We start from the raw sequence: 20,726 nt of genomic DNA on the forward strand, positions 1-20,726 counted from the left end.
GGGAGCTGCCGGGGCGTCAGTACCGCAGGGCATGGTGGAGCGGTCGGGTCGGCCGCGGTCGGGCGAGGTCAGGGCAGCGGGATCCGGACGATCTGCGGGTCGTGGTCGCTGAGCTGGGCCGGGAACTCGCTGTTGAGGTGCACGATGTCGTAGCTGTACGCCGTCGCGGCCGCCGCGCCGGAGAGCAGGATGTGATCGAGCACCTGGGAGTTGCCCTCGTAGACGTAGGTGTAGCGCTCGGCGAGGGGCAGGGTGCGGGGGAGGTCGACGAGGGTGCCGCCGGCGGTCAGGAGGTCGGCGGTGGTGGAGAACTCGAAGTCGTTGAGGTCGCCGAGCACGATCACGGTGGCGTTGGGGTCGACGGCCAGGATCCGGTCGGTGAAGGACTTCACCACGGTGGCCTGGGCGTGTCGCTGGGTCTCGGAGGGGCGGGCGGGCTGCTGGTAGCGGCCGAAGAGCGGCTGGTCGCCGCCCTTGGAGTTGAAGTGGTTGGCGATCACGAAGACCGGCCTGCCGTGCCAGCGGAACTCGCCGGCCAGCGGCTTGCGGCTGGCGGCGAACGCGGAGTTGCCGGGGTCGATCCGGCCGGGGGAGTAGGCGAGGGCGGGGGTGCCGGCGTTGTCGACCACGGAGTCGGCGGTGGTGGAGCCGGCGCCGGGGCGGTCGGTGAAGGTCAGGCCGCGGTCGGTCCGGTAGAGGAGGACCTGGCGGATGTTGCCGCCGGGCTGGCCGCCGTCCTGGTCGTTCTGCGGGTCGATCTGCCGGTAGGTGTACGCGGGGCCGCCGGCCGCGGTGATGGCGGCGGTGAGCTTGGCGAGCGTCTGGTCGGGGGCGACGACGCCGTTGTCGGTGGCGCCGCTGTTGTCCTGGATCTCCTCCAGCGCCACCAGGTCGGGCGCGCGGAGGTTGCTGACGATGCCGGCGGCGAGGCCGGCGTACTTGCTCTGCGGATCCCCGGGCGCGAGGTTCTCCACGTTGAAGGTGGCCACGGCGAGTTCGCCGGCGGCCGGTGCGGCGGTGGTCTCGGGTGCGAGGCCGCCGGGGGTGACGGCGGGGGTGGCGGTGACGAGCAGCTTGAAGTTGCCGAAGGAGTAGTCGAGCACACCGACGGTGGCCCCGGTGAGGGTGTCGCCGACGGTGGCGGCCGGGGTCGGGGCGAGCACGTCGTCGAGGATCACCCGCTCGGGGTTGGCGTCGTCCGCCCGGAGCAGGATGCCGCCGCGGGCGGTGCGGGTGGTGCTTCCCTGCGGGACGACCGGGATCTCGCCGTACGCGGTGCTGGGGCCGACCACGGCCGCGTTGTCGAGCTCGACCCGCATGCCCTCCAGCGACTCCCAGAAGTCGAGGCCGTCGGTGGCGGGGAGGAAGGAGCCGGCGGTCTCGACGTCGCCGCTGGTGACGCTGGAGATCACGGTGGCGGGCGGCACCCGGCCGCCGCTGCCGACGACGGTCGCCGCGGGGAGCGGCACGAGGTGGGCGAGGACGGTGACGCTGGGCGCGGTCAGCTCGGTGACGGTGAGGTTGGTGGTGCCGCCGGTGCCGCCGGGGCGGTACTCGCTCACCGTGCCGCCGACGGTCACGGAGTCCCCGACCGCGACGGCCGGGGCGGTGGAGGTGTAGACGTAGAGGGCCTCGCTGGTGGCCGGGTCGGCGTCCGGGGCCGGGTCCTGGTACCAGAAGCCGGCGGGGCCGACGGCCGTGACCACGCCGGGCACGCCGCTGACGGGCCGGCCGGCCAGCGGGGAGGTGCGGGCGGCGCCCTGGATGTCGTGTATTCGGGTGCCGCCCCCGGTGCCGCCGCCGGTGGAGGCGGAGTTGCGCGGCGCGGGCGCGGCGACGGTGAAGTCGGCGGCGTTGCTGTCGGTGTCGGTGGCGCCGCCGCCGGCCCGCAGCGCGGCCGTGGTGTTGGACAGCGTGCCGGTGGGCGAGCCCTCGGCCGAGCCGGCGCCGCTCCCGTAGCCGACCAGGTCCTTGACGCCGGATTGGCCGGCGCAGCCCGAACTGCACGTCAGCGCCGTGCCGTTGGTGACCAGGGCGACCTTGCCGGAGGTGGCGCTGAGCGCGAGGGTGCCGGTGATGTCGGGGGTCGGCAGGGCCGCGCCCGCGCCGGCACCGGCCGCCTCCTGGACGAGGAGGTACCGCCCGGGGGCGATGGTGCCGGAGAGCGTCGTCCGGGACCACGAGGAGCCGGCGGCCGAGGCGTACTGCACCGTCCAGCCGGTGACGCTCACCGCGGCGCTCCCGCGGTTGTACAGCTCGATGAAGTCGTTGGCGTACGGGGCGCCGGAGTTGCCGCCGCCGCCGTACACCTGGCTGATCACGATGTCCGGGGACGCCGCCTGGGCGGTGGTGGCCGGGAGTGCGGTGAGCGCTCCCGCCACGGCGGCGGCGGACGCCACCGCGACGGTGCGGAGGCGGGCTCGATCGGTTCGCCGCATGGGCTCTCCTTCCGACGGCCGGCCGGGCGGGTGGCCCGCGCGGTCCGGCGATCTGACGATCTGACGATCTGACGATCTGGCCAATCGGGTGGAACGTCGGGCGCTGTGGTTGTAGCAACGCCACGGGTTCCGTACCGCGGGCGGCGGCCGACGGCCAGACGTACAGCGGAAGAACAGTTCGATCGGCATGTACGCACCAGGTCGGTTCGTGCACCCGCCCGCCGCGGCCCCGCGATCACTCCCGCAGCCCCCTTGCCGGGCGTGCTACCGGTCGGTAATCCTTGCTGACACCCCGTCGCACAGAGGAGCCGCATGCCCGCCGACGTCACCTTCCCGCTGCCCACCCCCTACGGACCCGGCACGGTGACCGTCCGCCACCGGCGTACCGGGGCCGGCAGCCCGCTGCTGCTCCTGCACGGGATCGGCCACCACTGGCAGGCCTGGGAGCCGGTGCTTCCCGCACTCGCCGAGCATCACGAAGTGATCGCCGTCGACCTGCCGGGGTTCGGCGCCTCGCCCGCCCTGCCGGCCGGCGTGCCCTACGGGCTGGAGGCGGTGGTGCCGGTGCTCGGGCAGCTCTGTACGGCCCTCGGGATCGAACGGCCGCACGTCGCCGGGAACTCGCTCGGCGGGCTGCTGGCGCTCGGCCTCGGCCGCGCCGGACTGGCCCGCTCGGTGACGGCGCTGGCCCCGGCCGGCTTCTGGACGGAGACGGAGCGGCGCTACGCCTACGCCGTCCTGGGCGGGATGCGGGTCGGCGCTCGGCTGCTGCCGCAGCCCGCGGTCGGCCGGCTCGCCCGTTCCAGGGCCGGCCGGGCGCTCCTGGTCTCCACCATCTACGCCCGCCCGGGCCGCCGGGACGCCGCCGCCGCGACCGCCGAGACGGGGGCCCTGCGCGGCGCCACCGGCTTCGAGGCCACGCTGGAGGCCGGCCGCGGTCTGCGGTTCACCGGGGGCGTCGCGGACCTCCCGGTCACCGTCGCCTGGGGCACCCGGGACCGGATCCTGCTCCGCCGCCAGGGCGTCCGGGCGCTGCGCGAGCTCCCGGACGCGCGGCTGGTCCGGCTGCCGGGCTGCGGGCACGTGCCGATGAGCGACGATCCGGAGCTGGTCGCCCGGGTGGTCCTGGACACCTGCGCCGCGGCGGACCGGCCGGTGCGACCGGCCGCGTGGGCGGTCAGCCGGCCGGCGTGATCCGGATGCCGACGGTGCCGCGCTCGCCGCGCCGCAGCCGGCTGCCGAGCAGGGTGAGGACGCCGAGCAGGCCGTACTTCTGCCGCAGCCTGGTGCGGTAGGCGGCCGTCCCGGCGGGGTCGAGGATCTCGGCGGTGGCCGGGTACGACTCGCCGGTCGGGCGGCCCTTGACGTCGCACGGGCCGACCAGGACGTCGGCCCGGTTGCGGATCCGCTTGACCTTCCAGGAGTCCGTGACCGTCCAGATGCCCAGCGCGTCGCCGTCGCGGACCACCCAGACCGGGGTCGGCACCGTGCTGCCGTCCTTCTTGTAGGTGGTCACCAGCAGGTAGCTGCCGGAGGAGAGCCGGACCAGCCGCTCCAGCCGCTCCTGCTGTTCCTGCTTCTCCTGCTGCTCCTGCGTGGCGGGATCGGGTGCCGCGGCGTCGGCGGCGGGGTCGGAGGCCGGCTCGGAGGCGGCGGCGGGGACGGGCTCGGCGGCGGCGTCGCGCTCGGGGTCGGGGTCGGGGTCTGGGTCGGGCGTCACGGCGTTCATGACGGGAAGTCTAGGACGCGTCGGGCGGCGTCCCGTGCCGACGGCACCCGCGCCCGGCCCGTGCCGCGGGCGGCGGCACGGGCCGGGCCCGACGCGTCACGGCGTCACGATCGGGAACGCCTTGTCCACCGCGGTGACCAGTGCCAACAGCCGCGTCAGAACCTGCGGATCGCCCTCCACGCCGATGCCGTCGAGGCCCTGCCCGGCCAGCAGGCCGAGCAGCTGCGGCTTGGTGAGCGTGAGCGTCACCCCGGCCGCCGACCGGGCGGCCCGGTTCGGCGCGGAGGACCGGTGGGTGAGCGCGCCGTGCCGCAGCGTCAGGCGGTGGCGCTGCTCCGAATCGGTGAGGACCAGGTCGACGGTGAGGTCCTCGTCCCAGGCGCGCGGCCCGTCGATCCGGATCGCCACCGAGTCGAGCAGCATCTCCACGGTGAGTGCCACGGCCATCTCCGGATTGGTGGAGTCCAGCCGGGCCCCGGCGGGGCCGTCGCGCAGCTCGGCCGCGGCGGACAGGTAGAAGTTGCGCCACGTCCCGTTCTCCGCGCCGTGGCCGAGCCGCCGGTACACGTCCGCGAGCGCCTCCTTCGCGGCGGTGTCGGACGGGTCGGCGAACACCACGTGGTTGAGCAGCGTGGCCGCGAACCGGAGGTCCCCGGCGTCGGCGTACGCCCGGGCCTTGCTCCGGGCGGCCTCGGCGCCGCCGGCCACCTCGACGTAGCGCTGCGCCTGCGCCGTCGGCGGGTGCTCCCAGAGGTGGGCCGGGTTGCCGTCGAACCAGCCGAGGTAGCGCTGGTAGACCGCCCTGACGTTGTGGCTCAGCGAGCCGTAGTAGCCGCGGGTGTGCCAGCGCCGTTCGAGCGCGGGCGGCAGTTGCAGCTCCTCGGCGATCTCCGGGCCGGTGAGGCCGTCGTTGAGCCGCCGCAGGGTCTGGTCGTGCAGGTAGGCGTACAGGTCACGCTGCTCGGCGAGGAAGGCGACGACGTTGTCGTGGCCCCAGGTCGGCCAGTGGTGCGAGGCGAAGGCCACGTCGTACCGGCCGTCGAAGTACTCGATCGCCTCGTCCAGGTAGCGGGACCAGATCCGGGCGTCGCGCACCACCGCGCCGCGCAGGGTCACGATGTTGTGCATGTTGTGGGTGGCGTTCTCGGCGAGGCAGAGCGCGCGAAGGTCGGGGAAGAGGAAGTTCATCTCCGCCGGTGCCTCGGTGCCGGGCGTGAGCTGGAAGACGATCCTGACGCCGTCGACCGTCTCCTCCTGCCCGGTCCGCGTGATGTCCAGGGTCGGCGGGACGAGCGTGATCGCCCCGGTGGAGGTGGTCATGCCGAGACCTGCCCCGATCTGCCCGTCGGGGGCCTTCGGCAGCCGGTCGCCGTACATGAAAACGGCCCGCCGGGTCATCGCGTTGCCCGCGTAGACGTTCTCGCTGACGGCGTGCTCCAGGAACCCGGCCGGGGCGATCACCGGGACACCCTCCTCGGTGCCGTGCGGCAGCACCCCGCGCGAACCGCCGAAGTGGTCGCCGTGGGAGTGGGTGTAGACCAGGCCGGTGACGGGCCGGTCGCCGCGGTGCGTCCGGTACAGCGCCAGGGCCGCGGCGGCCGTCTCGGCGGAGATCAGCGGGTCGATCACGACGACGCCGCGCTCGCCCTCGATCAGCGTCATGTTGGAGAGGTCGAGCCCGCGGACCTGGTAGACCCGCTCGGTGACCCGGTAGAGCCCCTGCCGGGCACAGAGCTGCGCCTGCCGCCACAGGCTGGGGTGGGCGGTGTCGGGGCACGCGGAGTCCAGGAAGGCGTACGCGTCGTTGTCCCAGACCACGCGTCCGGCGGCGTCCTCGATGACGGCGGGTGTCAGCGCGGCGACGAACCCCCGGTCGGCGTTGTCGAAGTCGGTCGTGTCCTCGAAGGGCAGGGCGGTCATCCGTCGCTCCGTTCCGCGGCTGGTCGGGCGGGCGGCGCGGGGCCGCACACTGCGCCATCAGAACACCGGCGGAGGAATGCTGCATGTCGGGCATATCGGGTATCACGGGTGAGTGCACCCTGCCTGCTCGCCCTGCTGCATGCGCCGACGTGCCCCTGACGCGCTCCCGGACGCACGGCCGATCGTGGGCCGGTCGCCGGTCGCCGGTCGCCGGCCGCCCCGCGCGGCCTACCGCGCGTGCAGCCGCCGCCGCGCCGACTGCACCGCGGCCCGGACGGCGCGCGCCGTACGGCGCCGGTGGCGCCCGCCCACCGCCGTCGAACCGCCCAGTGCGGTGGCGCCGGACCGGTGCGGGCCGCTCGGCAGCGGGGCGGCCGGCACGGCGACCGGGTACAGGCGCCGTCTGCCGCGCACCCGGCCCACGCCCCAGAGCACCAGCGCCCCGCCCAGCGTGACGGCCGTCCAGCCGGCCGGCCCGAGCGCGTGGTCGGCCTGCCGGATCGCCTGCGGCAACCCGCCCGAGCCCGGGGCCGCGGTGGCGGGGGCCGAGGCGGCACCCGGCTCCTCCACCAGCTGCCCGACCGGCTCGACCTTGCCCGCCGCGGCGAAGCCCCAGTCCAGCAGGGCGGCCGCCTCGTCGTACACCGTGCCCTGCGCCTCCGGGTGCATCACCGTCACCAGCAGCGTGCGGCCGCCCCGTTCGGCGGCGCCGGTGAAGGTCGAGCCCGCGTTGGTGGTGTAGCCGTTCTTCACGCCGATCAGCCCGGGGTACTTGCCGAGCAGCCGGTCGGTGTTGGCGATGTCGAACGTGCTCCGCACGCCGGTGGTCTTGTCGACACCGCCCGGGAAGCGCGCGGTGCGGGTCGAGCAGTAGGAGCGGAAGTCCTGGTTGCGCAGCCCGGCCCGGGCGAACAGCGTCAGGTCGTAGGCCGAGGAGACCTGGCCGTCCATGTCGTAGCCGTCGGGGGAGATCACGTGGGTGTCCCGTGCCTGGAGCGCCGCCGCGCGCGCCTGCATCTGGGCCACGGTCTGCGCCAGCCCGCCGTTCATGTGGGCCAGGACGTGCACCGCGTCGTTGCCGGAGGCCAGGAAGACGCCGCGCCAGAGGTCCTCCACGCGGTACGACAGGTTCTCCTTGACGCCCACCAGGCTGCTGCCCGCCCCCAGGTTCGCCAGCTCGGCCGGCGCCACCCGGTGCTCCAGCGCGCGGTCGAACTTGGGCAGCACGGTGTCCGCGAAGAGCATCTTCAGCGTGCTGGCCGGCGGCAGCGGCAGATGCGCGTTGCGCGCCGCCAGGATCTCGCCGGACGCCGCGTCGGCGATCAGCCAGGACCGCCCGGACAGCTCGGGCGGCAGCGCGGGCGCCCCGGCCAGCGGTGCCACCTGCACGGCCGGCCGGCCCAGCCGCTCGCCGCCGACCACCGAGGCCGCGTCCTGGGCGAACGCCGCCGGCGCCGCGACGGCGACCAGCAGCACGGCGACGGCGCAGCCGGCGGCCGGCCGGCGCAGCGGGTTCGGCCGCTGCTGGGACGGGGGCTGCTGGGACGGGGGCTGTTGGGAGAGCCGCTGTTGGGACGGCGGCTGCTGGGACGGGGGCTGCGCCGGCGCCGGTGAGGACCGGAGGTGTGACCGGGGCTGCCACGCCGATCCGGGCCGGCCCGGCGTCCGCCGGGCCGACGGTTGCCGGCCGGGCTGCTGACGCCCTGTTCTCTGCTGAGTGGACCTCTGCTGCACACCGCGAACGTACCTGCGCCGCCGTGCGGCCGCCCCGCCCGCTGCTCCGTCCGGGCCCTGTCCGGGGCGGCCGGGGTCTGCTACCGTGCCGGGCATGTTCCTCCCCCGTGCGTAGCAGACCCGCCACGACCGCGCCCCGCTCGCCGGGCGCGGCCCACCGGTGTCCCCGCACGCTCTCCGGGCACGGCTGTGCCCGCACTCACCGAGGAACGTTCCGATGACCCCCTCCTACCGTGCTGTCCTGCGCACCCCGCACGCCGGCCGCACCTTCGCCGCCGCGCTGCTCGGCCGGCTCTCCTACGGGATGGTCCCGCTCGCCCTGTTGCTCGCCGTCCGGGACGCCACCGGCTCCTACCCGGCGGCCGGGACGGTACTGGCGCTGTTCGGCCTGGCCAGCGTCCTCCTCGCGCCGGCCCGGGCCGCGCTGGTCGACCGCCACGGGCCCCGGCGCGTGCTGCCGCCGCTGGCCGCGGGGTACGCGGGCCTGCTCGTCCTGACGGCCTGCGTCACCTGGCGCCCGGGCACGCCGCCACCGGTGATCGGTGCGCTGGCCGTGGCCGCCGGGGCGGGCACACCCCCGCTCGGGCCGGTCATGCGGACGCTCTGGCGCCGGCTGCTGCCGGACCGGGAGCTGCTCCGCCGGGCGTACAGCCTGGACACCGTCGCCGAGGAACTGCTCTTCGTCAGCGGCCCGTTGCTCGTCGGCCTGCTGCTCGCGGCCGCCCGGCCCGCCGGGCTGGGCGGACCGGCGGGCCCGGCGGCCGCACTCGTGGCGGGCGCCGTGCTGGTGCTCGCGGGCGCGCTCGCACTGGCCGCCGCGCCGCCGGTCCGGGCGCTCGCCGGGCCGGCGGCCGGTCCCGGCCCGGGAGCCGGGGCGGAAGCCGGGAACGAGGCCGGCGGCGAGGTACCGGGGACGCAGAGCGCGGACGGCGGGCGCCCGGAGCGGCGATCCGTCGAGGGAGAGCTGCGCCGGGCGGTGCTGGCCTCGACAGCCACCGGACTGGCGCTCGGTGCGCTGGACCTGACGGTGGCCGCCTTCGCGGAGCAGCGCGGGCAGGCCGGCGCGGTGGCCTGGGTGCTGGCGGCGCTCTCGGCGGGCAGCGCGGTCGGCGGCCTCGGTTACGGCGCGCTCCGGTGGTCCGCCCCGCACGCGGCCCGGCTGCGGGTGCTGGCCACCGGGCTCGGCACGGCCCTGGTCGCGGCCGGCCTCGCGCCCGACGTGCCGGTGCTCGCCGCTGCCGTCGCCGTCGCCGGACTCTTCGTCTCACCCCTGATCACCACCGCCTACCTGCTGGCCGACGAAGGTGCCGCGCCCGGTGCCCGGACCAGGGCGGGCGCCTGGGTGAACACCGCCTTCAACGCGGGCTCCGCCGGCGGCACCGCGAGCGTCGGCCTGCTGGTCGGCAGTGTGCCGCCGGCCCTGTGCCTGGCGCTGGGGGCGGCACCGGCGCTGCTCTCGGGCCTGGCCGGACTGCTCCACGCGGGCCTGCGCAGGCCGGGCGCCGCCGAGGCGGTCGGCCTGCGCTGAACGCCGCCTCCGGACGCCGGGCCCGGACAGCGGACCCGGCGTCCGGAGGCGGACGTCCGACGGGCCGCCGCGTTCTCCCCGTCCCGTACCGGAGGAACGAGCAGGCCAAGCAGTGGTCACATGATCGGCCGGACCGTTTCTAGCGGGACCAGTTGGTCCAGCCGCCGCCGCTGTTGCGCGTCCGGTACCAGGTGTGACCGTCCGTGCCGGTGATCTTCAGGGTCAGGGAGCCGTTCTCATTGCTGTAGGTGTACGCGACGAAGCCGGTGCCGACGATTGCGTCGAGCGTGTGCCACGCACCGTCGTACTTCACCCAGACGGCACGGTCCGTTCCGATGGCGAAGACGTGCAGCACGCCGTTGATCCTCACCATCGGCACTATCGTGTTGAATCCGCCGCCGCAGAGGAAGATGCCCTGGTCCGAGAAGGGCGGCTGTCCTCCCATGTCGGCGAGGCGCTCGTTCGTGACGTTCGGCTTGTCGCACACCGTGTTCTCCAGGTAGCCGGCACCCTGGATCCAATCGGTGGCGGCACTGGCCGGGCCGGACAGTCCGACGACCGTCCCCATGGCCATCGAAGCAATCGCCGCAGCCGAAGCCGCGTGCCTCCAGAGGTTCTTCATGCTCAACACTCGGGCCCCTCGACCACAGATCCGTCCGCCGGCCGGACGGCGGGCGGTGCGCGGGCCCCGGCCGGACGCGGTCCGACCGCACGGCCTTCCGGTATTCACGGCGCCGGGCCCTCGGCAGCAACATCATCAGCACGTTGATCGCCTGTCAATCGATGCCGGCGGAGCCCTCGCACACGGGCCAAATACACTTGAACCATTCAAGATTGACGATCCGTTAATAGAGCGCGAGTCCGTGCTGTCATGATGCCGCTGCCCGGTCTGCGATTCTTCCTCCGGATTGCTCCTCTCCGCTGCTGGATCCGGGTGCCCTGATGAACGCCCGGCTCTGCATGCGTCGTTCGGCTCCGCCGGTCCGTTCGGGCACGGTGTGCGGGGCGATGTGCGGGGCGGTGTGCGGGGCGGTGTGCGGCCGGGCGGATCAGGTGCGGTCCGGTCGGCGGTGTGCGACGGCCGCCTCGACGCCGTCGAGGAGGACGGCGAGGCCGGTCCGGAAGGCCTCCGCGGTCTGCTGCTCCAGGTGGCCGGTGGTGTCGTCGTAGGGGTCGGCCGGCCCGGCGGGGTCGCTCTCCAGGGCCGTCAGGAGGGGGAACCGGTCCGCGAAGTCCGGTGCCAACTCGGCGAGTCCGGCCGAGCGGGCCTGCCACCACTCGGCGTCGGAGATGCCGGTGGCGGCCGCCGCGTCGCGGGCCTCGGCGGCCGTCCGGGCCATACCGCGGACGAGCTGCCAGAGGGCGGCGACCACGCCCCGCAGGAGACGGGGGGCGAGCCCGGCGCCCGTGAGGATGCGGAGCAGAGTCTCCATCGCGCCGAGTTCGGCGGGGCCGAGCACCGGCCGGGCCTGCGAGATCTGGAGCACCCACGGGTGGCGCAGGTAGCAGGCGAACGCGTCCTCGGCCCATGCGGTGGCGGCGGGCCGCCAGCCGGCGGTGAGGTCGTAGGAGGTGGGCAGTTCGCCGAGCACCCGGTCGTGCATGAGGTCGAGCAGCTCGGCCTTGCCCGGGACGTAGGTGTAGAGCGCCATCGCGGTGCGGCCGAGCTGCTCGCCGACCGCCCGCATGGAGAGTGCGGCCATGCCCTCGGCGTCGGCCACCGCGAGGCCCGCGGTCACGATGGCCTCGACGCTCAGTGCCGGCTTGGGGCCGCTGCGCCCGGGGCGGGGGTGGCCGGGGGCGGCCCAGAGCAGGGACAGCGAACGACGGGCGTCCCCCTGTCCGGCGAAGACGGTCACGACGGCAACTCCTTATGGCGTAAAGTAACCAGCCCGAGGTAACTCTTTATGGCGTAAGGTTATCAGTGGATCCGGTACCGGAGGTGCCCACCGTGCAGCTGCCCGTCACATCCGTCCAGGTCATCGGGGTCGAGCGGGTCACCCCGCGGATGGCCCGGATCACCTTCGAGGCCGACGCGCTCGACCACAGTGTCGGCGGAACCCCCGACCAGCAGGTCAAGCTCTGCTTCCCCCGGCCGGGCCGGCGGGAGCCCGTCCTGCCGGAGCAGCGCGACGACGTGATGAGCTGGTACCAGGCCTACCTGGCCGTCCCCGAGGCCGAACGGCCGTGGATGCGCAGCTTCACCCTCCGCCGGCGGCGGGCCGGTACCCGGGTGCTGGAGATCGACTTCGTGCTGCACGGCGACGCCGGCCCGGCGAGCGCCTGGGCGGCGCGGGCCCGGTCCGGGGACCGGCTCGGCATGGTCGGCCCGTCCGAGCTGTACGCCCGGCCGGTGCCGCTCACCGCCGCCGTCGCCGAGGCGGACTGGGTGCTGCTGGCCGGCGACGAGACGGCGCTGCCCGCGGTCGGCACGCTGCTGGAGGCGCTGCCCGCCGGCACCACGGTGGTCGCCTTCCTCGAAGTGGCGGGGGAGGGCGAGCGGCAGCGCCTCGACACCCGCGCCGACCTCACCGAGCACTGGCTGCACCGCGACGGCGCCGTCCCGGGCGGGCCGCTCACCGAGGCCGTCCGTGCCGCCGCACTTCCCGGCGGCACGCCGTTCGCCTGGCTGGCCGGCGAGGCGTCGGCGGTCCGGGCGCTGCGCCGGCACCTGGTCGGCGAACGCGGGCTGGCCAAGGAGGCGGTGGACTTCGCCGGCTACTGGCGCCACCGGCTCACCCAGGACGACGCGCCCACGGCGGAGGACCTGGCGGACGCCCGGGAGAAGGCGGCCGGGGCGGGCGGCTGAGCCCGGGGCGCCACGACGGCCGGCCCGCGCCCGTGCCTGGGGAGCCGCGCGGCGGCCGGCCGCGGTTCCGGGGCCGGCCGGGGGTTCCGGAGCCGGCGCGGTGGGCAGGGTGGAGGACGAACGACCGGGCCGGCACCGGCCGGTGACGGCCCGGAGGCGGCCCGGTCGCAGTCCATGAGGACCTGAGGGCCTGAGGACCTGAGGGCCTGAGAGCCGGAGGAGCAGGGGTGGGCGACATGACCAGGCGCACCGACAGCAGGTACGGCGCGATCGGGCATCGCGACATCGAGGTGAACGGCATCCGGCTGCACCTCGCGGAACAGGGCGAGGGCCCGTTGGTCCTGCTGCTGCACGGCTTCCCGGAGAGCTGGTACTCCTGGCGGCACCAGTTCGCCCCGCTCGCCGCGGCCGGGTACCGGGTGGTCGCCCCCGACCAGCGCGGCTACGCCCGCAGCGAGCAGCCGGCCGCCGTCGACGCCTACACGCTGCTCCACCTCGTCGGGGACGTCACCGCGCTGATCGGTGCGCTCGGCGGGGGGCCCGCGGTGGTGGTCGGCCACGACTGGGGGGCGCCCGTCGCCTGGTCGACCGCCGCGCTCCGGCCCGACCTGGTGCGCGGCGTGGCCGGGCTGAGTGTGCCGCCGCTGCCGGTCTCCGGGCTGCCGCCGCTCGCGCAGGCCCGCGAGCGCTTCGGCGACGGCTTCTACCAGATCTACTTCCAGCGGCCCGGCGTCGCCGACGCCGAGCTCGCCCGGGATCCGGCCGCCACCTTCCGTCGCGTCCTGTACAGCGGCGCCGGCGACCGCTCCGGCGCCGACCGCGGGGGAGTCTGGGTCGTCCCGGAGGGGCGGACCCTGCTGGACACCGTCCCCGAACCGGAGAAGCTGCCCGACTGGCTCACCGAGGACGACATCGAGGCCTTCGCCGCGGACTACGCGGAGCACGGTGAGCGCGCCTTCACCGGCCCGCTCAACTGGTACCGGAACATCGACCGCAACAACGAACTGCTCACCGCCTTCGCCGGGCGGCGGATCGAGGTCCCGGCGCTCTACGTGGCGGGCGACCGCGACATGGTGACGTCCCTGATCGGCCCCGAGGCGCTGCGCCTCCTGCTGGAGAACCTCACGCCCGCTCTCCACCGGCACGTCAGCCTGCCCGGCGCCGGGCACTGGACGCAGCAGGAGCGGCCGGCCGAGGTCAGTGCGGCACTGCTGGATTTCCTCCGGCACCTGGACGGGTGAACCACACTCTGCCGACGATCACATGACGGACCGTCGGACGCCTCGGCCGGTGTGTGACTGTCCGTCAGACCGGCACCAGTCGGGCGATCAGCTCGGTGAGCCGGCGGGCGTTGCGGCAGGAGTGCATCTCCACCGCCTCCGCGTAGGCGAGCGCGGCCGAGTCACCGGTGCCCCAGAGGGCCGGCTGCTCGGGGTTGAGCCAGTGCACCCGGCGGGCCCGCTCCGCGATCAGACGCAGCGCGGGCACGTTCGGGTCGCGGTGGTTGTTGCGGGCGTCGCCGAGCACCAGCACGCTGGTCCGCGGGCCGACCGCGGCCAGGTGGTGCTCGGCGAACTCGCCCAGGGCGGAGCCGTAGTCGCTGTTGCCGTGGTGGCCCATCACCTTGGCCTCGGTGAGGATCCGCCGGGCGAGCACGGCGGGGTCGGAGCTGCGGCCGCTCGCGGCCAGCAGTGCCGTCACCTCGGCGGTGCGGTTGACGAAGGCGAACACCCGCACCTTGCTGAACTGGTCGCTCATCGCCTGCACCAGCAGCATGGTGAAGTCGGCGAAGCCCGCCACCGAACCGGAGATGTCGCAGAGCAGCACGATCTCCGGCCGGGCCGGTCGGCGCAGCCGGTACGCCGGGCGCAGCGGCACGCCGCCGGTGGAGAGCGAACGGCGCAGGGTGCGGCGCAGGTCGATCTGCCCGCGGGCCGCCCGCCGTCGCCGGGCGGCCAGCCGGGTGGCCAGCTTCCGGGCCAACGGCTGCACGGTGCGGCGCAGTTCGGCCAGCTGGTCGCGGCCCGCCGCGAGGAAGTCGATCCGGTCGACGGTGGGGGCGACGGCGCGCTCGGCGATCCGCTCCGTCCCGCGCAGCTCGGCGGCGCGGCGGCGCGCCTCGGTACCCACCAGGGCGCGGAAGCCCTGGATGCGGCGGCGGATCTCGTCGGCGAGCAGCGGGCCGGCGACGTCGCCCGGGGCATCGGGGGCCGGCCCCTCGCGCAGCGCCGCCAGCACGCGGGCCAGCAGCGTCTCGGGTGCGAGCCGGCCGAGCGTCTGGTGGGCGGACCAGCCGTCCGAGCCGGGGCTGGAGCCGGCGCCGTACCGCCCGAACGCGGCCACCGCCTCGCCGGCCAGCCGGGTCTGCGCAGCCCGGTCGTCGGCGGCCAGCGCGGCGGCGAGGCGCTCGCGCAGGCTCTCCCGCAGCAGCTCGTCCGGGCGCTCGCGCGGACTCCCCTGAGGCACGCCCGAGTTGCCGGCGTCCGGGCCCTCCGCGGCGAGGCCGCTCCGGGCCGCCTCGGGCGCGCCGACACCGAGCGGGAAGTACAGGTCGAAGGCGGCGTCGTAGACCGCGCGCTGCGCCTCGGAGCGGAGCAGTGCGGCGGCGAGACCGGCCCGTAGCTGCTCCCGGTCGGCGAGGCCGAGGACCTCGGTGACGGCGGCGGCGTCCACCGTCTCCGCCGGGCCGATCCGCAGGCCGTGGCCGCGCAGGGCCCGGACCAGGCCGGTGATCCGGGCGGCGGTGTCGCGCGGTTCCGGGGCGGCGGCCGGCACTCCCGGGACGGGCGCGGGAGCGGGGATCGGCACGGTCATGCCGGGGTCAGCTTCTGGGCAGCCTTCAGGATGTCGTCCTGGTGCTTGAGGACCACCCCGAGGGTGTCGCGGACCACGGCCTCGTCCAGGGTGTCCGCGCCGAGGGCGAGCAGGGTGCGGGCCCAGTCGATGGTCTCGGCCACCGACGGGGCCTTGCGCAGCTCCATCGCCCGCAGCGCGCCGACCACCCGCACCACCGACTCGGCCAGCGCGGCGTCCAGCCCGGGGACCTTCAGCCGGACGATGCGGCGCTCCAACTCGGCGTCCGGGTAGTCGAGGTGGAGGAAGAGGCAGCGGCGGCGCAGCGCCTCCGAGAGGTCCCGGGTGGCATTGGAGGTGAGCAGGACGAAGGGCCGCCTGGTCGCGGTGATGGAGCCCAGCTCCGGCACGGTGACCTGGAAGTCGCTGAGCACCTCCAGCAGCAGCGCCTCCACCTCGACGTCGGCCTTGTCCATCTCGTCGATCAGCAGCACGGTCGGCTCGTCGCCGCGGATGGCGGTCAGCAGCGGCCGGGTGAGCAGGAACTCCTCGCCGAAGATGTCGGTGCGGGCCTCGTCCCAGCCCTCGTCCCGGCCCGCGGTGATGCGCAGCAACTGCTTGGCGTGGTTCCACTCGTAGAGCGCGCGGGCCTCGTCGATGCCCTCGTAGCACTGCAGCCTGACCAGCCGGGCCCGGCCGATCTCGGCCAGCGCCTTGGCCAGTTCGGTCTTGCCGACGCCGGCCGGGCCCTCGACGAGCAGCGGCTTGCCCAGCCGGTCGGAGAGGAAGACGGTGGTGGCCACCGCGGTGGAGGCCAGGTAGCCGGCCTCGGCCAGTCCGGCGGCGGCGTCCGCCGCCGACGCGAAGAATCCGGTGCCGTCGCCACCCATGCGTTCCACTCCCTGTTCCGCCGCCCTGCGCTGCCCTGCCCGGTGCGTTGCGCTCCGCACCTTACCGGCCGGTCACTTCGCTGTCCCGGGTACGGGGCCGGTACGGGGCCGGGTGCGCCGCGGGCGGCCGGTGGGCGTGCCACGTGAGCGGCGTGCGGCAACCACCCGGTTGCCGCACGCCGCTCACTTCCGTGTGCCGGACCGCTCCGCGGTGCCGGGCGTCAGTTGATGTAGACGTGCGGGCTGCCGGCGACCGAACTGTCGCTGACCGGCCCGTACGTGGCCGAGAACCAGCCGGTCGCGAAGCAGGTGCTCGGGCCGGAGACCTTGCTGAACGGCTGGGCCGAGAAGCCGATGGTCTGGCCGACGTTGTTGGTGGTGCCGGCGATGCTGCCGGGTGCCCGGTAGACGCAGGTGGTGGCGCCGAGGATGGTGTTCAGCACCACCGTGGTCTGCAGCGGCCCGGCCGTCGGGCTGAGGGTGACGGGGTTGCCGGCGGCGTCGCTCACCGCGTTGGTGTACGGCAGGTTGTTGACCGTGATGCTCTGCACCGAGATGACGCCGATGACGTTGGCGGTGCACGAGCCGAAGGTGTGGCTGTTGAGCTGCTCGGTGGCCACGCCGGGCGCCGCCGGGTTGCTGGTGACGGTGGCGGAGAACGAGGAGACGGCACACTTGATGCCGCTCGTCCCGCTCGCGGTGGAGTAGAAGGTGGCGTAGTTGCCGGGCGCCAGGTTGGCGGCCAGGACGTCGCCGACGGCGACGGCGGTGCCGCCGGTGCTGCCGTAGGTGAGGACGGCCGGCCCGGCCGCCTGGGCGGGGGTGCCGGCGGCGGTGACCAGGGCGACGGCGGCCAGGGCCGCGGCGCCGAGGGAGCGGCGGATGCGCATGAGGGTGCCTCTCTCCGTGCGGAGTTGGGTGGGGGAGCCCGCGGGGCTCGCGCGGAGGTACGCGCGGCGGGACGGTGCAGGGTGACGCGCCGTGGTGCGCGTCGGCGGTGCGATGTGGGGGAAGGTGCGTCCGGTGGTGCGGCGGGCCCGGCGCCACGGGCCCGCCCGTACGGCGAGGAGGTGCAGGGAGTGCGTGGGGTGCACGTCGACGGCTGCCACCGTGGCATGCGTTCGCCATACTGAGCGTCGGAACGCGGGAAGGCCTCCGGCGGCAGATCGCCGTCCGATTGGAAACCTGCGAGTGTTGTAAACCAGACCTTGCGTCAATGTCAATACCGAGCACAGGAGTTGGCGATGAAGTCGGATGCCGTCCAGGGTGCCGAGGCGCCGCTGCTGCCGGGTGCGCGGACCGGCCGTGATCCGGCCCGCTCGATCAAGCGCGGCCCGAGCCGGTTGCCGCCCGCCGTGGTCGCCGCCACCCAGCGCGAGCGGCTGCTCGACGGCCTCGTCCACACCGTGGCCCAACACGGCTACCAGCACGCCACGGTGAGCGACATCTGCCGCGCGGCCGGCGTCACCAGACCGGTCTTCTACGAGCTGTTCAGCGGCAAGGAGGACGCCTTCCTGGCCGCTCACCGGTACGGCACCGGGGTGGTCATCCGGCGGATGGCGGCGGCCTTCGCGGCGGCACCGGACTGGTGCACCGGCATCCGTGAGGCGCTCCGCGCTCTGCTCGAACTGCTCGCCGGGGTACCGGCGTTCGCCACCATGGCGGTGATCGAGATCGAGTCGGTCGGTCCGGACGGGCGTCGCGAGATCTCCCAACTCCTCGACCGTTTCAGGGTGTTCTTCGCCGAGGTGCCCGAGCCTCCCGGCGGGGTCGCGGTGGAGGCGCTGGTGGACGCGGTGGTCGGCGGCGTCCACCGCTCGATCCACCGGGTGGTCGACGCCGGCCGTACGGAGGAACTCCCTGATCTGCTGCCCGTGTTGAGCCTCTTCTGCCTGGCGCCGTTCCTCGGGCCCGCCGAGGCGGGGAGACGGCTCGCGGCCGTCCCCGGGTCGGGTGCGCCGGTGCGCCGGCCCATCGGTGATGATCCTTCGTGCACCCGTATTGACCCGCAGGATACCGGGCAGTAGCTTCCCAGTTACCGACTGCGGTCCGTCCGGCCCGCCCCGCTGCCACGGGGCGGCCCACCGGTCGGGCCGCAGAACGCTGTCCGCGCCAGGACAACGTGCCAGTGCCTGCCCGCCCACCACCCAGGGAGCACACATGGCCACGTCCGAGGACGCCGCCCCCGCAAACGAGAGCACCACCGCACCCCTCGGGACGAGAGGCCGCGTCCGGCTCCGGCGCACCGCGCTGATGGCCGTACCCGCCGTCGCCGTCGGCGCCGTCCTGATCACCCTCACCGCACAGGGCGTGCTCGCCGCCCAGTTCGCCATCTCCGGGATGCCGTTCACCGTCACCGCCGACAACCTCGACGGCGTCGGCTTCGAGCAGTTCGGCAGCCTGGACCACATGATCGAGGGCAGCCCGAACGAGGGTGACACGGGTGGCCAGGTGCTGGTCGCCGTCTCGGCGATCAAGCAGGCCGAGCTGACCAAGCTCTGCCAGAGCGTCGACCTCGGCGGCATCAACCTGCTGATCAGGGCGGGCGACGCCGGCACCCCGGTCACCGCGACCGACCTGACCACCGACTCCGACCTGCTCTCCGGCGACGCGTCGTTCAAGAACATCGAGATCGGCGGCGACGCCAGCACCTACACCAAGGCGGGCGTGAAGGGCCTGCCGGGCGTGTTCGGACAGCAGGCCGACACCGTCACCATCAAGAACCTGCGGCAGCACAACTACGCCACCACCGCAGGGGCGTTCAAACTGCCCAACCTCCGGCTGAGCTTCAGCTCGGAGGGCTGCTGACGGTGGCCGGCTCCGTTCCCGACCCGGCCGGTACCGGCACCGGCGCCGGCCCTGAAAGCGTTCCCGGCGTCGACGATCCCGCTCCCGGCGCCGTTCCCGGCGCCGACGGACCCGCGGCCGACGGCACCGCGGCGGCGACCGCGGCCCCGGCCGCCCCCGGTTGGCGCGGCTGGCGGGGGCGGCGGCCGTTCTGGGGCGGCCTGCTGGTGCTGCTGGGCGGCGCCGAGATCCTCTTCACGCTGCGGGCCCCGCTGCCCGTCGTCCTGCACATCGGGATGCAGGGGCTGGCCGGCTACCTGGTACCGGCGGTGATGGTGATCTGCGGCGTGCTGATCCTGTTCAACCCCGCTCAACGGCTCTTCTACTCCGTGCTCGCGGTGCTGGCCGCACTGGCCAGCTGGCTCACCTCCAACCTGGGCGGCTTCCTGTTCGGCATGATCCTCGGAGTACTGGGGGCCTGCCTCACCTTCGGGTGGCTGCCGGACCAGCCCCTGCGACGGCGCCGGCTGCGCCGCGCGGCCCGGGGCGAAGCACCCGGACCGGCCGGAGCATGAGCCGGGCCCGGGCATGACGCGGCGCCCCGCCCCCGGTGATGGGAGAGCACCGGGGGCGGGGCGCCGTGGCCGTCCTCCTGCCGAAGTGAGCGAGGGGAAGGCCGCCGGAGCCGAGGCCCGGAACCGGGCCCGGGGTCAGGACCGGTACGACGAGGGCCGGGCCCTCCTCCCCCGGATCGACGGGGGAGGAGGGCCCGACCTGGTACTCGGGGCGCGGCTCCGGGTGCTCGGGTGCGGCTCCCGGTGGAGCCGCCCGGTCAGATCGTCGAGGCGTCGATGACGAACCGGAACCGGACGTCGCCGGCCAGGACGCGGCTGTACGCCTCGTTGATGCGGTCGGCGTCGATCAGCTCGATCTCGGCACCGATCCCGTGCGCCGCGCAGAAGTCCAGCATCTCCTGGGTCTCCGGCAGCCCACCGATCATCGAGCCGGCGAGCGACTTGCGGCCCACCAGCAGCGCGTGCGCGTTCACCGTGACCGGCTTCTCCGGCGCGCCGACCTGGACGAGCGTGCCGTCGGCCTTCAGCAGGCCGAGATAGGCGCTGAGGTCGAGGTCGGCCGAGACGGTGTTGACGATCAGGTCGAAGCTGCCGGCCAGGTCGGTGAAGGTGGCCGGGTCGGAGGTGGCGTGGTAGGCGTCCGCACCGAGCCGGAGGCCGTCCTCGCGCTTGCGCAGCGACTGGCTGAGCACGGTGACCTCCGCGCCCTGGGCGTGCGCGATCTGCACGCCCATGTGCCCGAGCCCGCCGAGGCCGACGATCGCGACCTTCTTGCCCGGGCCCGCACCCCAGTGGTTGAGCGGCGAGTACATCGTGATCCCGGCGCAGAGCAGCGGCGCGGCGACGTCCAGCGCCAGCGCGTCCGGGATGCGCAGCGCGTAGCCCTCGTCCACCACCAGCTGCGAGGAGTAGCCGCCGTACGTCGGCTCGCCGTCGCGGCCGACGCCGTTGTAGGTGAACACCGGGCCCGTGGCGCCGGTGCAGAACTGCTGCAGCCCGGCCCGGCAGTGGTCGCACTCCCGGCAGGAGTCGACGAAGCAGCCGACCCCGACCCGGTCGCCGACCGCCCAGCGGGTCACACCGGGGCCGACCTCGGCAACGACGCCGGCGATCTCGTGGCCGGGCACCATCGGGAAGATGCCGTCGCCCCAGTCCTCGGCGACCTGGTGGATGTCGGAGTGGCAGATGCCCGCGAAGCGGACGTCGATCAGGATGTCGTGCGCGCCGAGCGCCCGGCGCGGGACCGTGGTCCTCGCCAGCGGCGCCTTCGGGGCGGGGGCGGCGTACGCGGCCACGGTCCGCGGGTCCGCGCCGGCGCCGGAAGCCGGGGTGGTGGTCGGGGTGGTGGTCGGGGTGGAGTTCGTGCTGCCGGTGGCGTTCACCGGGGCGGCCGACCGCGTCGTGGTCGTCGTCGTGCTGGTCGTCGTGTTCGTCATGTGCTCCAGCCTGCGGCGGCTCGCCCGCGGTAACCAGATCAGCACCTGTCGTACGCAGCCCCGTCGTACGCACGCCCAACGTACGAC

Annotated in this window: 17 protein-coding genes; 7 read left to right on the plus strand and 10 right to left on the minus strand. The window is 74.7% G+C overall.

Annotated elements, in window-relative coordinates; genetic code table 11:
* Positions 1-68: 68 nt before the first annotated feature.
* Positions 69-2,438 (minus strand): lamin tail domain-containing protein, encoded by a 2,370-nt coding sequence (locus tag OH807_RS37095; RefSeq protein WP_406208516.1) that lies wholly within the window; start codon positions 2,436-2,438, stop codon positions 69-71.
* Positions 2,439-2,750: 312 nt separating this feature from the next.
* Here OH807_RS37095 and OH807_RS37100 point away from each other — a divergent pair, with 312 nt between their 5' ends.
* Positions 2,751-3,632, plus strand: coding sequence for an alpha/beta fold hydrolase (locus OH807_RS37100; protein ID WP_406208519.1), 882 nt, complete (start codon positions 2,751-2,753; stop codon positions 3,630-3,632).
* Here OH807_RS37100 and OH807_RS37105 read toward each other — a convergent pair.
* The 3 genes from OH807_RS37105 to OH807_RS37115 form a co-directional block, all read right to left on the minus strand.
* A complete protein-coding gene (locus OH807_RS37105; RefSeq protein ID WP_406211394.1) occupies positions 3,616-3,987 on the minus strand; it encodes a PPOX class F420-dependent oxidoreductase in 372 nt (123 codons plus the stop codon). The two genes, OH807_RS37100 and OH807_RS37105, sit on opposite strands and share 17 nt — an antisense overlap.
* Before the next feature lie 276 nt (positions 3,988-4,263).
* Positions 4,264-6,087 (minus strand): alkyl/aryl-sulfatase, encoded by a 1,824-nt coding sequence (locus tag OH807_RS37110; RefSeq protein WP_406208522.1) that lies wholly within the window; start codon positions 6,085-6,087, stop codon positions 4,264-4,266.
* Positions 6,088-6,315: 228 nt separating this feature from the next.
* Entirely contained in the window at positions 6,316-7,563 is a 1,248-nt protein-coding gene (locus tag OH807_RS37115; protein ID WP_406208525.1) for a D-alanyl-D-alanine carboxypeptidase family protein, read from the minus strand.
* A gap of 475 nt (positions 7,564-8,038) precedes the next feature.
* Here OH807_RS37115 and OH807_RS37120 point away from each other — a divergent pair, with 475 nt between their 5' ends.
* Entirely contained in the window at positions 8,039-9,349 is a 1,311-nt protein-coding gene (locus tag OH807_RS37120) for an MFS transporter (RefSeq protein ID WP_406208528.1), read from the plus strand.
* A 139-nt stretch (positions 9,350-9,488) separates the two neighbouring features.
* On the opposite strand, the gene OH807_RS37125 is transcribed toward OH807_RS37120, so the two are convergent.
* Entirely contained in the window at positions 9,489-9,971 is a 483-nt protein-coding gene (locus OH807_RS37125; RefSeq protein ID WP_406208531.1) for a hypothetical protein, read from the minus strand.
* Positions 9,972-10,398: 427 nt separating this feature from the next.
* A complete protein-coding gene (locus tag OH807_RS37130; RefSeq protein ID WP_406208533.1) occupies positions 10,399-11,208 on the minus strand; it encodes a TetR/AcrR family transcriptional regulator in 810 nt (269 codons plus the stop codon).
* Positions 11,209-11,300: 92 nt separating this feature from the next.
* Here OH807_RS37130 and OH807_RS37135 point away from each other — a divergent pair, with 92 nt between their 5' ends.
* Both OH807_RS37135 and OH807_RS37140 read left to right on the plus strand, forming a co-directional pair.
* Positions 11,301-12,158, plus strand: a complete 858-nt coding sequence (locus OH807_RS37135) for a siderophore-interacting protein (protein ID WP_406208536.1) — start codon at positions 11,301-11,303, stop codon at positions 12,156-12,158.
* 236 nt (positions 12,159-12,394) lie between these two features.
* On the plus strand, positions 12,395-13,399 hold the full coding sequence (locus OH807_RS37140) for an alpha/beta fold hydrolase (RefSeq protein WP_406208539.1): 1,005 nt from the start codon (positions 12,395-12,397) through the stop codon (positions 13,397-13,399).
* Between the two features lie 64 nt (positions 13,400-13,463).
* Here the strand turns inward: OH807_RS37140 and OH807_RS37145 are convergent, their stop codons facing one another.
* The 3 genes from OH807_RS37145 to OH807_RS37155 form a co-directional block, all read right to left on the minus strand.
* Entirely contained in the window at positions 13,464-14,972 is a 1,509-nt protein-coding gene (locus OH807_RS37145) for a VWA domain-containing protein (protein WP_406208542.1), read from the minus strand.
* On the minus strand, positions 14,969-15,841 hold the full coding sequence (locus OH807_RS37150; protein ID WP_406208545.1) for an AAA family ATPase: 873 nt from the start codon (positions 15,839-15,841) through the stop codon (positions 14,969-14,971). Before OH807_RS37150 ends, OH807_RS37145 begins: the two co-directional genes overlap by 4 nt.
* Before the next feature lie 221 nt (positions 15,842-16,062).
* Positions 16,063-16,731 (minus strand): Tat pathway signal sequence domain protein, encoded by a 669-nt coding sequence (locus OH807_RS37155; RefSeq protein ID WP_406208547.1) that lies wholly within the window; start codon positions 16,729-16,731, stop codon positions 16,063-16,065.
* A 354-nt stretch (positions 16,732-17,085) separates the two neighbouring features.
* Between OH807_RS37155 and OH807_RS37160 the strand changes: the two genes are divergently transcribed.
* The 3 genes from OH807_RS37160 (at position 17,086) to OH807_RS37170 (ending at position 19,203) form a co-directional block, all read left to right on the plus strand.
* Positions 17,086-17,868: a TetR/AcrR family transcriptional regulator gene (locus OH807_RS37160; RefSeq protein ID WP_406208549.1), complete on the plus strand. Its 783-nt coding sequence runs from the start codon at positions 17,086-17,088 to the stop codon at positions 17,866-17,868.
* Between the two features lie 133 nt (positions 17,869-18,001).
* Entirely contained in the window at positions 18,002-18,649 is a 648-nt protein-coding gene (locus tag OH807_RS37165; protein ID WP_406208552.1) for a DUF6230 family protein, read from the plus strand.
* Positions 18,650-18,651: 2 nt separating this feature from the next.
* Complete coding sequence (locus OH807_RS37170) at positions 18,652-19,203, plus strand: DUF6114 domain-containing protein (protein WP_406208555.1); 552 nt, start codon at positions 18,652-18,654, stop codon at positions 19,201-19,203.
* A 257-nt stretch (positions 19,204-19,460) separates the two neighbouring features.
* Here OH807_RS37170 and OH807_RS37175 read toward each other — a convergent pair whose 3' ends face one another.
* Positions 19,461-20,639, minus strand: coding sequence for an NAD(P)-dependent alcohol dehydrogenase (locus tag OH807_RS37175; RefSeq protein WP_406208558.1), 1,179 nt, complete (start codon positions 20,637-20,639; stop codon positions 19,461-19,463).
* Positions 20,640-20,726: the final 87 nt, after the last annotated feature.

The organism is Kitasatospora sp. NBC_01560 (assembly GCF_045208415.1).
Classification (GTDB): Bacteria; Actinomycetota; Actinomycetes; order Streptomycetales; family Streptomycetaceae; genus Kitasatospora.

Bases quoted from the DNA above. Each gene is read 5' to 3' on its own strand.
- OH807_RS37120 (WP_406208528.1), top strand. From the start codon at position 8,039: ATGACCCCCTCCTACCGTGCTGTCCTGCGCACCCCGCACGCCGGCCGC.
- OH807_RS37160 (WP_406208549.1), top strand. From the start codon at position 17,086: ATGAAGTCGGATGCCGTCCAGGGTGCCGAGGCGCCGCTGCTGCCGGGT.
- OH807_RS37175 (WP_406208558.1), bottom strand. From the start codon at position 20,639: ATGACGAACACGACGACCAGCACGACGACGACCACGACGCGGTCGGCC.
- OH807_RS37100 (WP_406208519.1), top strand. From the start codon at position 2,751: ATGCCCGCCGACGTCACCTTCCCGCTGCCCACCCCCTACGGACCCGGC.
- OH807_RS37110 (WP_406208522.1), bottom strand. From the start codon at position 6,087: ATGACCGCCCTGCCCTTCGAGGACACGACCGACTTCGACAACGCCGAC.
- OH807_RS37150 (WP_406208545.1), bottom strand. From the start codon at position 15,841: ATGGGTGGCGACGGCACCGGATTCTTCGCGTCGGCGGCGGACGCCGCC.
- OH807_RS37165 (WP_406208552.1), top strand. From the start codon at position 18,002: ATGGCCACGTCCGAGGACGCCGCCCCCGCAAACGAGAGCACCACCGCA.
- OH807_RS37155 (WP_406208547.1), bottom strand. From the start codon at position 16,731: ATGCGCATCCGCCGCTCCCTCGGCGCCGCGGCCCTGGCCGCCGTCGCC.
- OH807_RS37095 (WP_406208516.1), bottom strand. From the start codon at position 2,438: ATGCGGCGAACCGATCGAGCCCGCCTCCGCACCGTCGCGGTGGCGTCC.
- OH807_RS37140 (WP_406208539.1), top strand. From the start codon at position 12,395: ATGACCAGGCGCACCGACAGCAGGTACGGCGCGATCGGGCATCGCGAC.
- OH807_RS37145 (WP_406208542.1), bottom strand. From the start codon at position 14,972: ATGACCGTGCCGATCCCCGCTCCCGCGCCCGTCCCGGGAGTGCCGGCC.
- OH807_RS37125 (WP_406208531.1), bottom strand. From the start codon at position 9,971: ATGAAGAACCTCTGGAGGCACGCGGCTTCGGCTGCGGCGATTGCTTCG.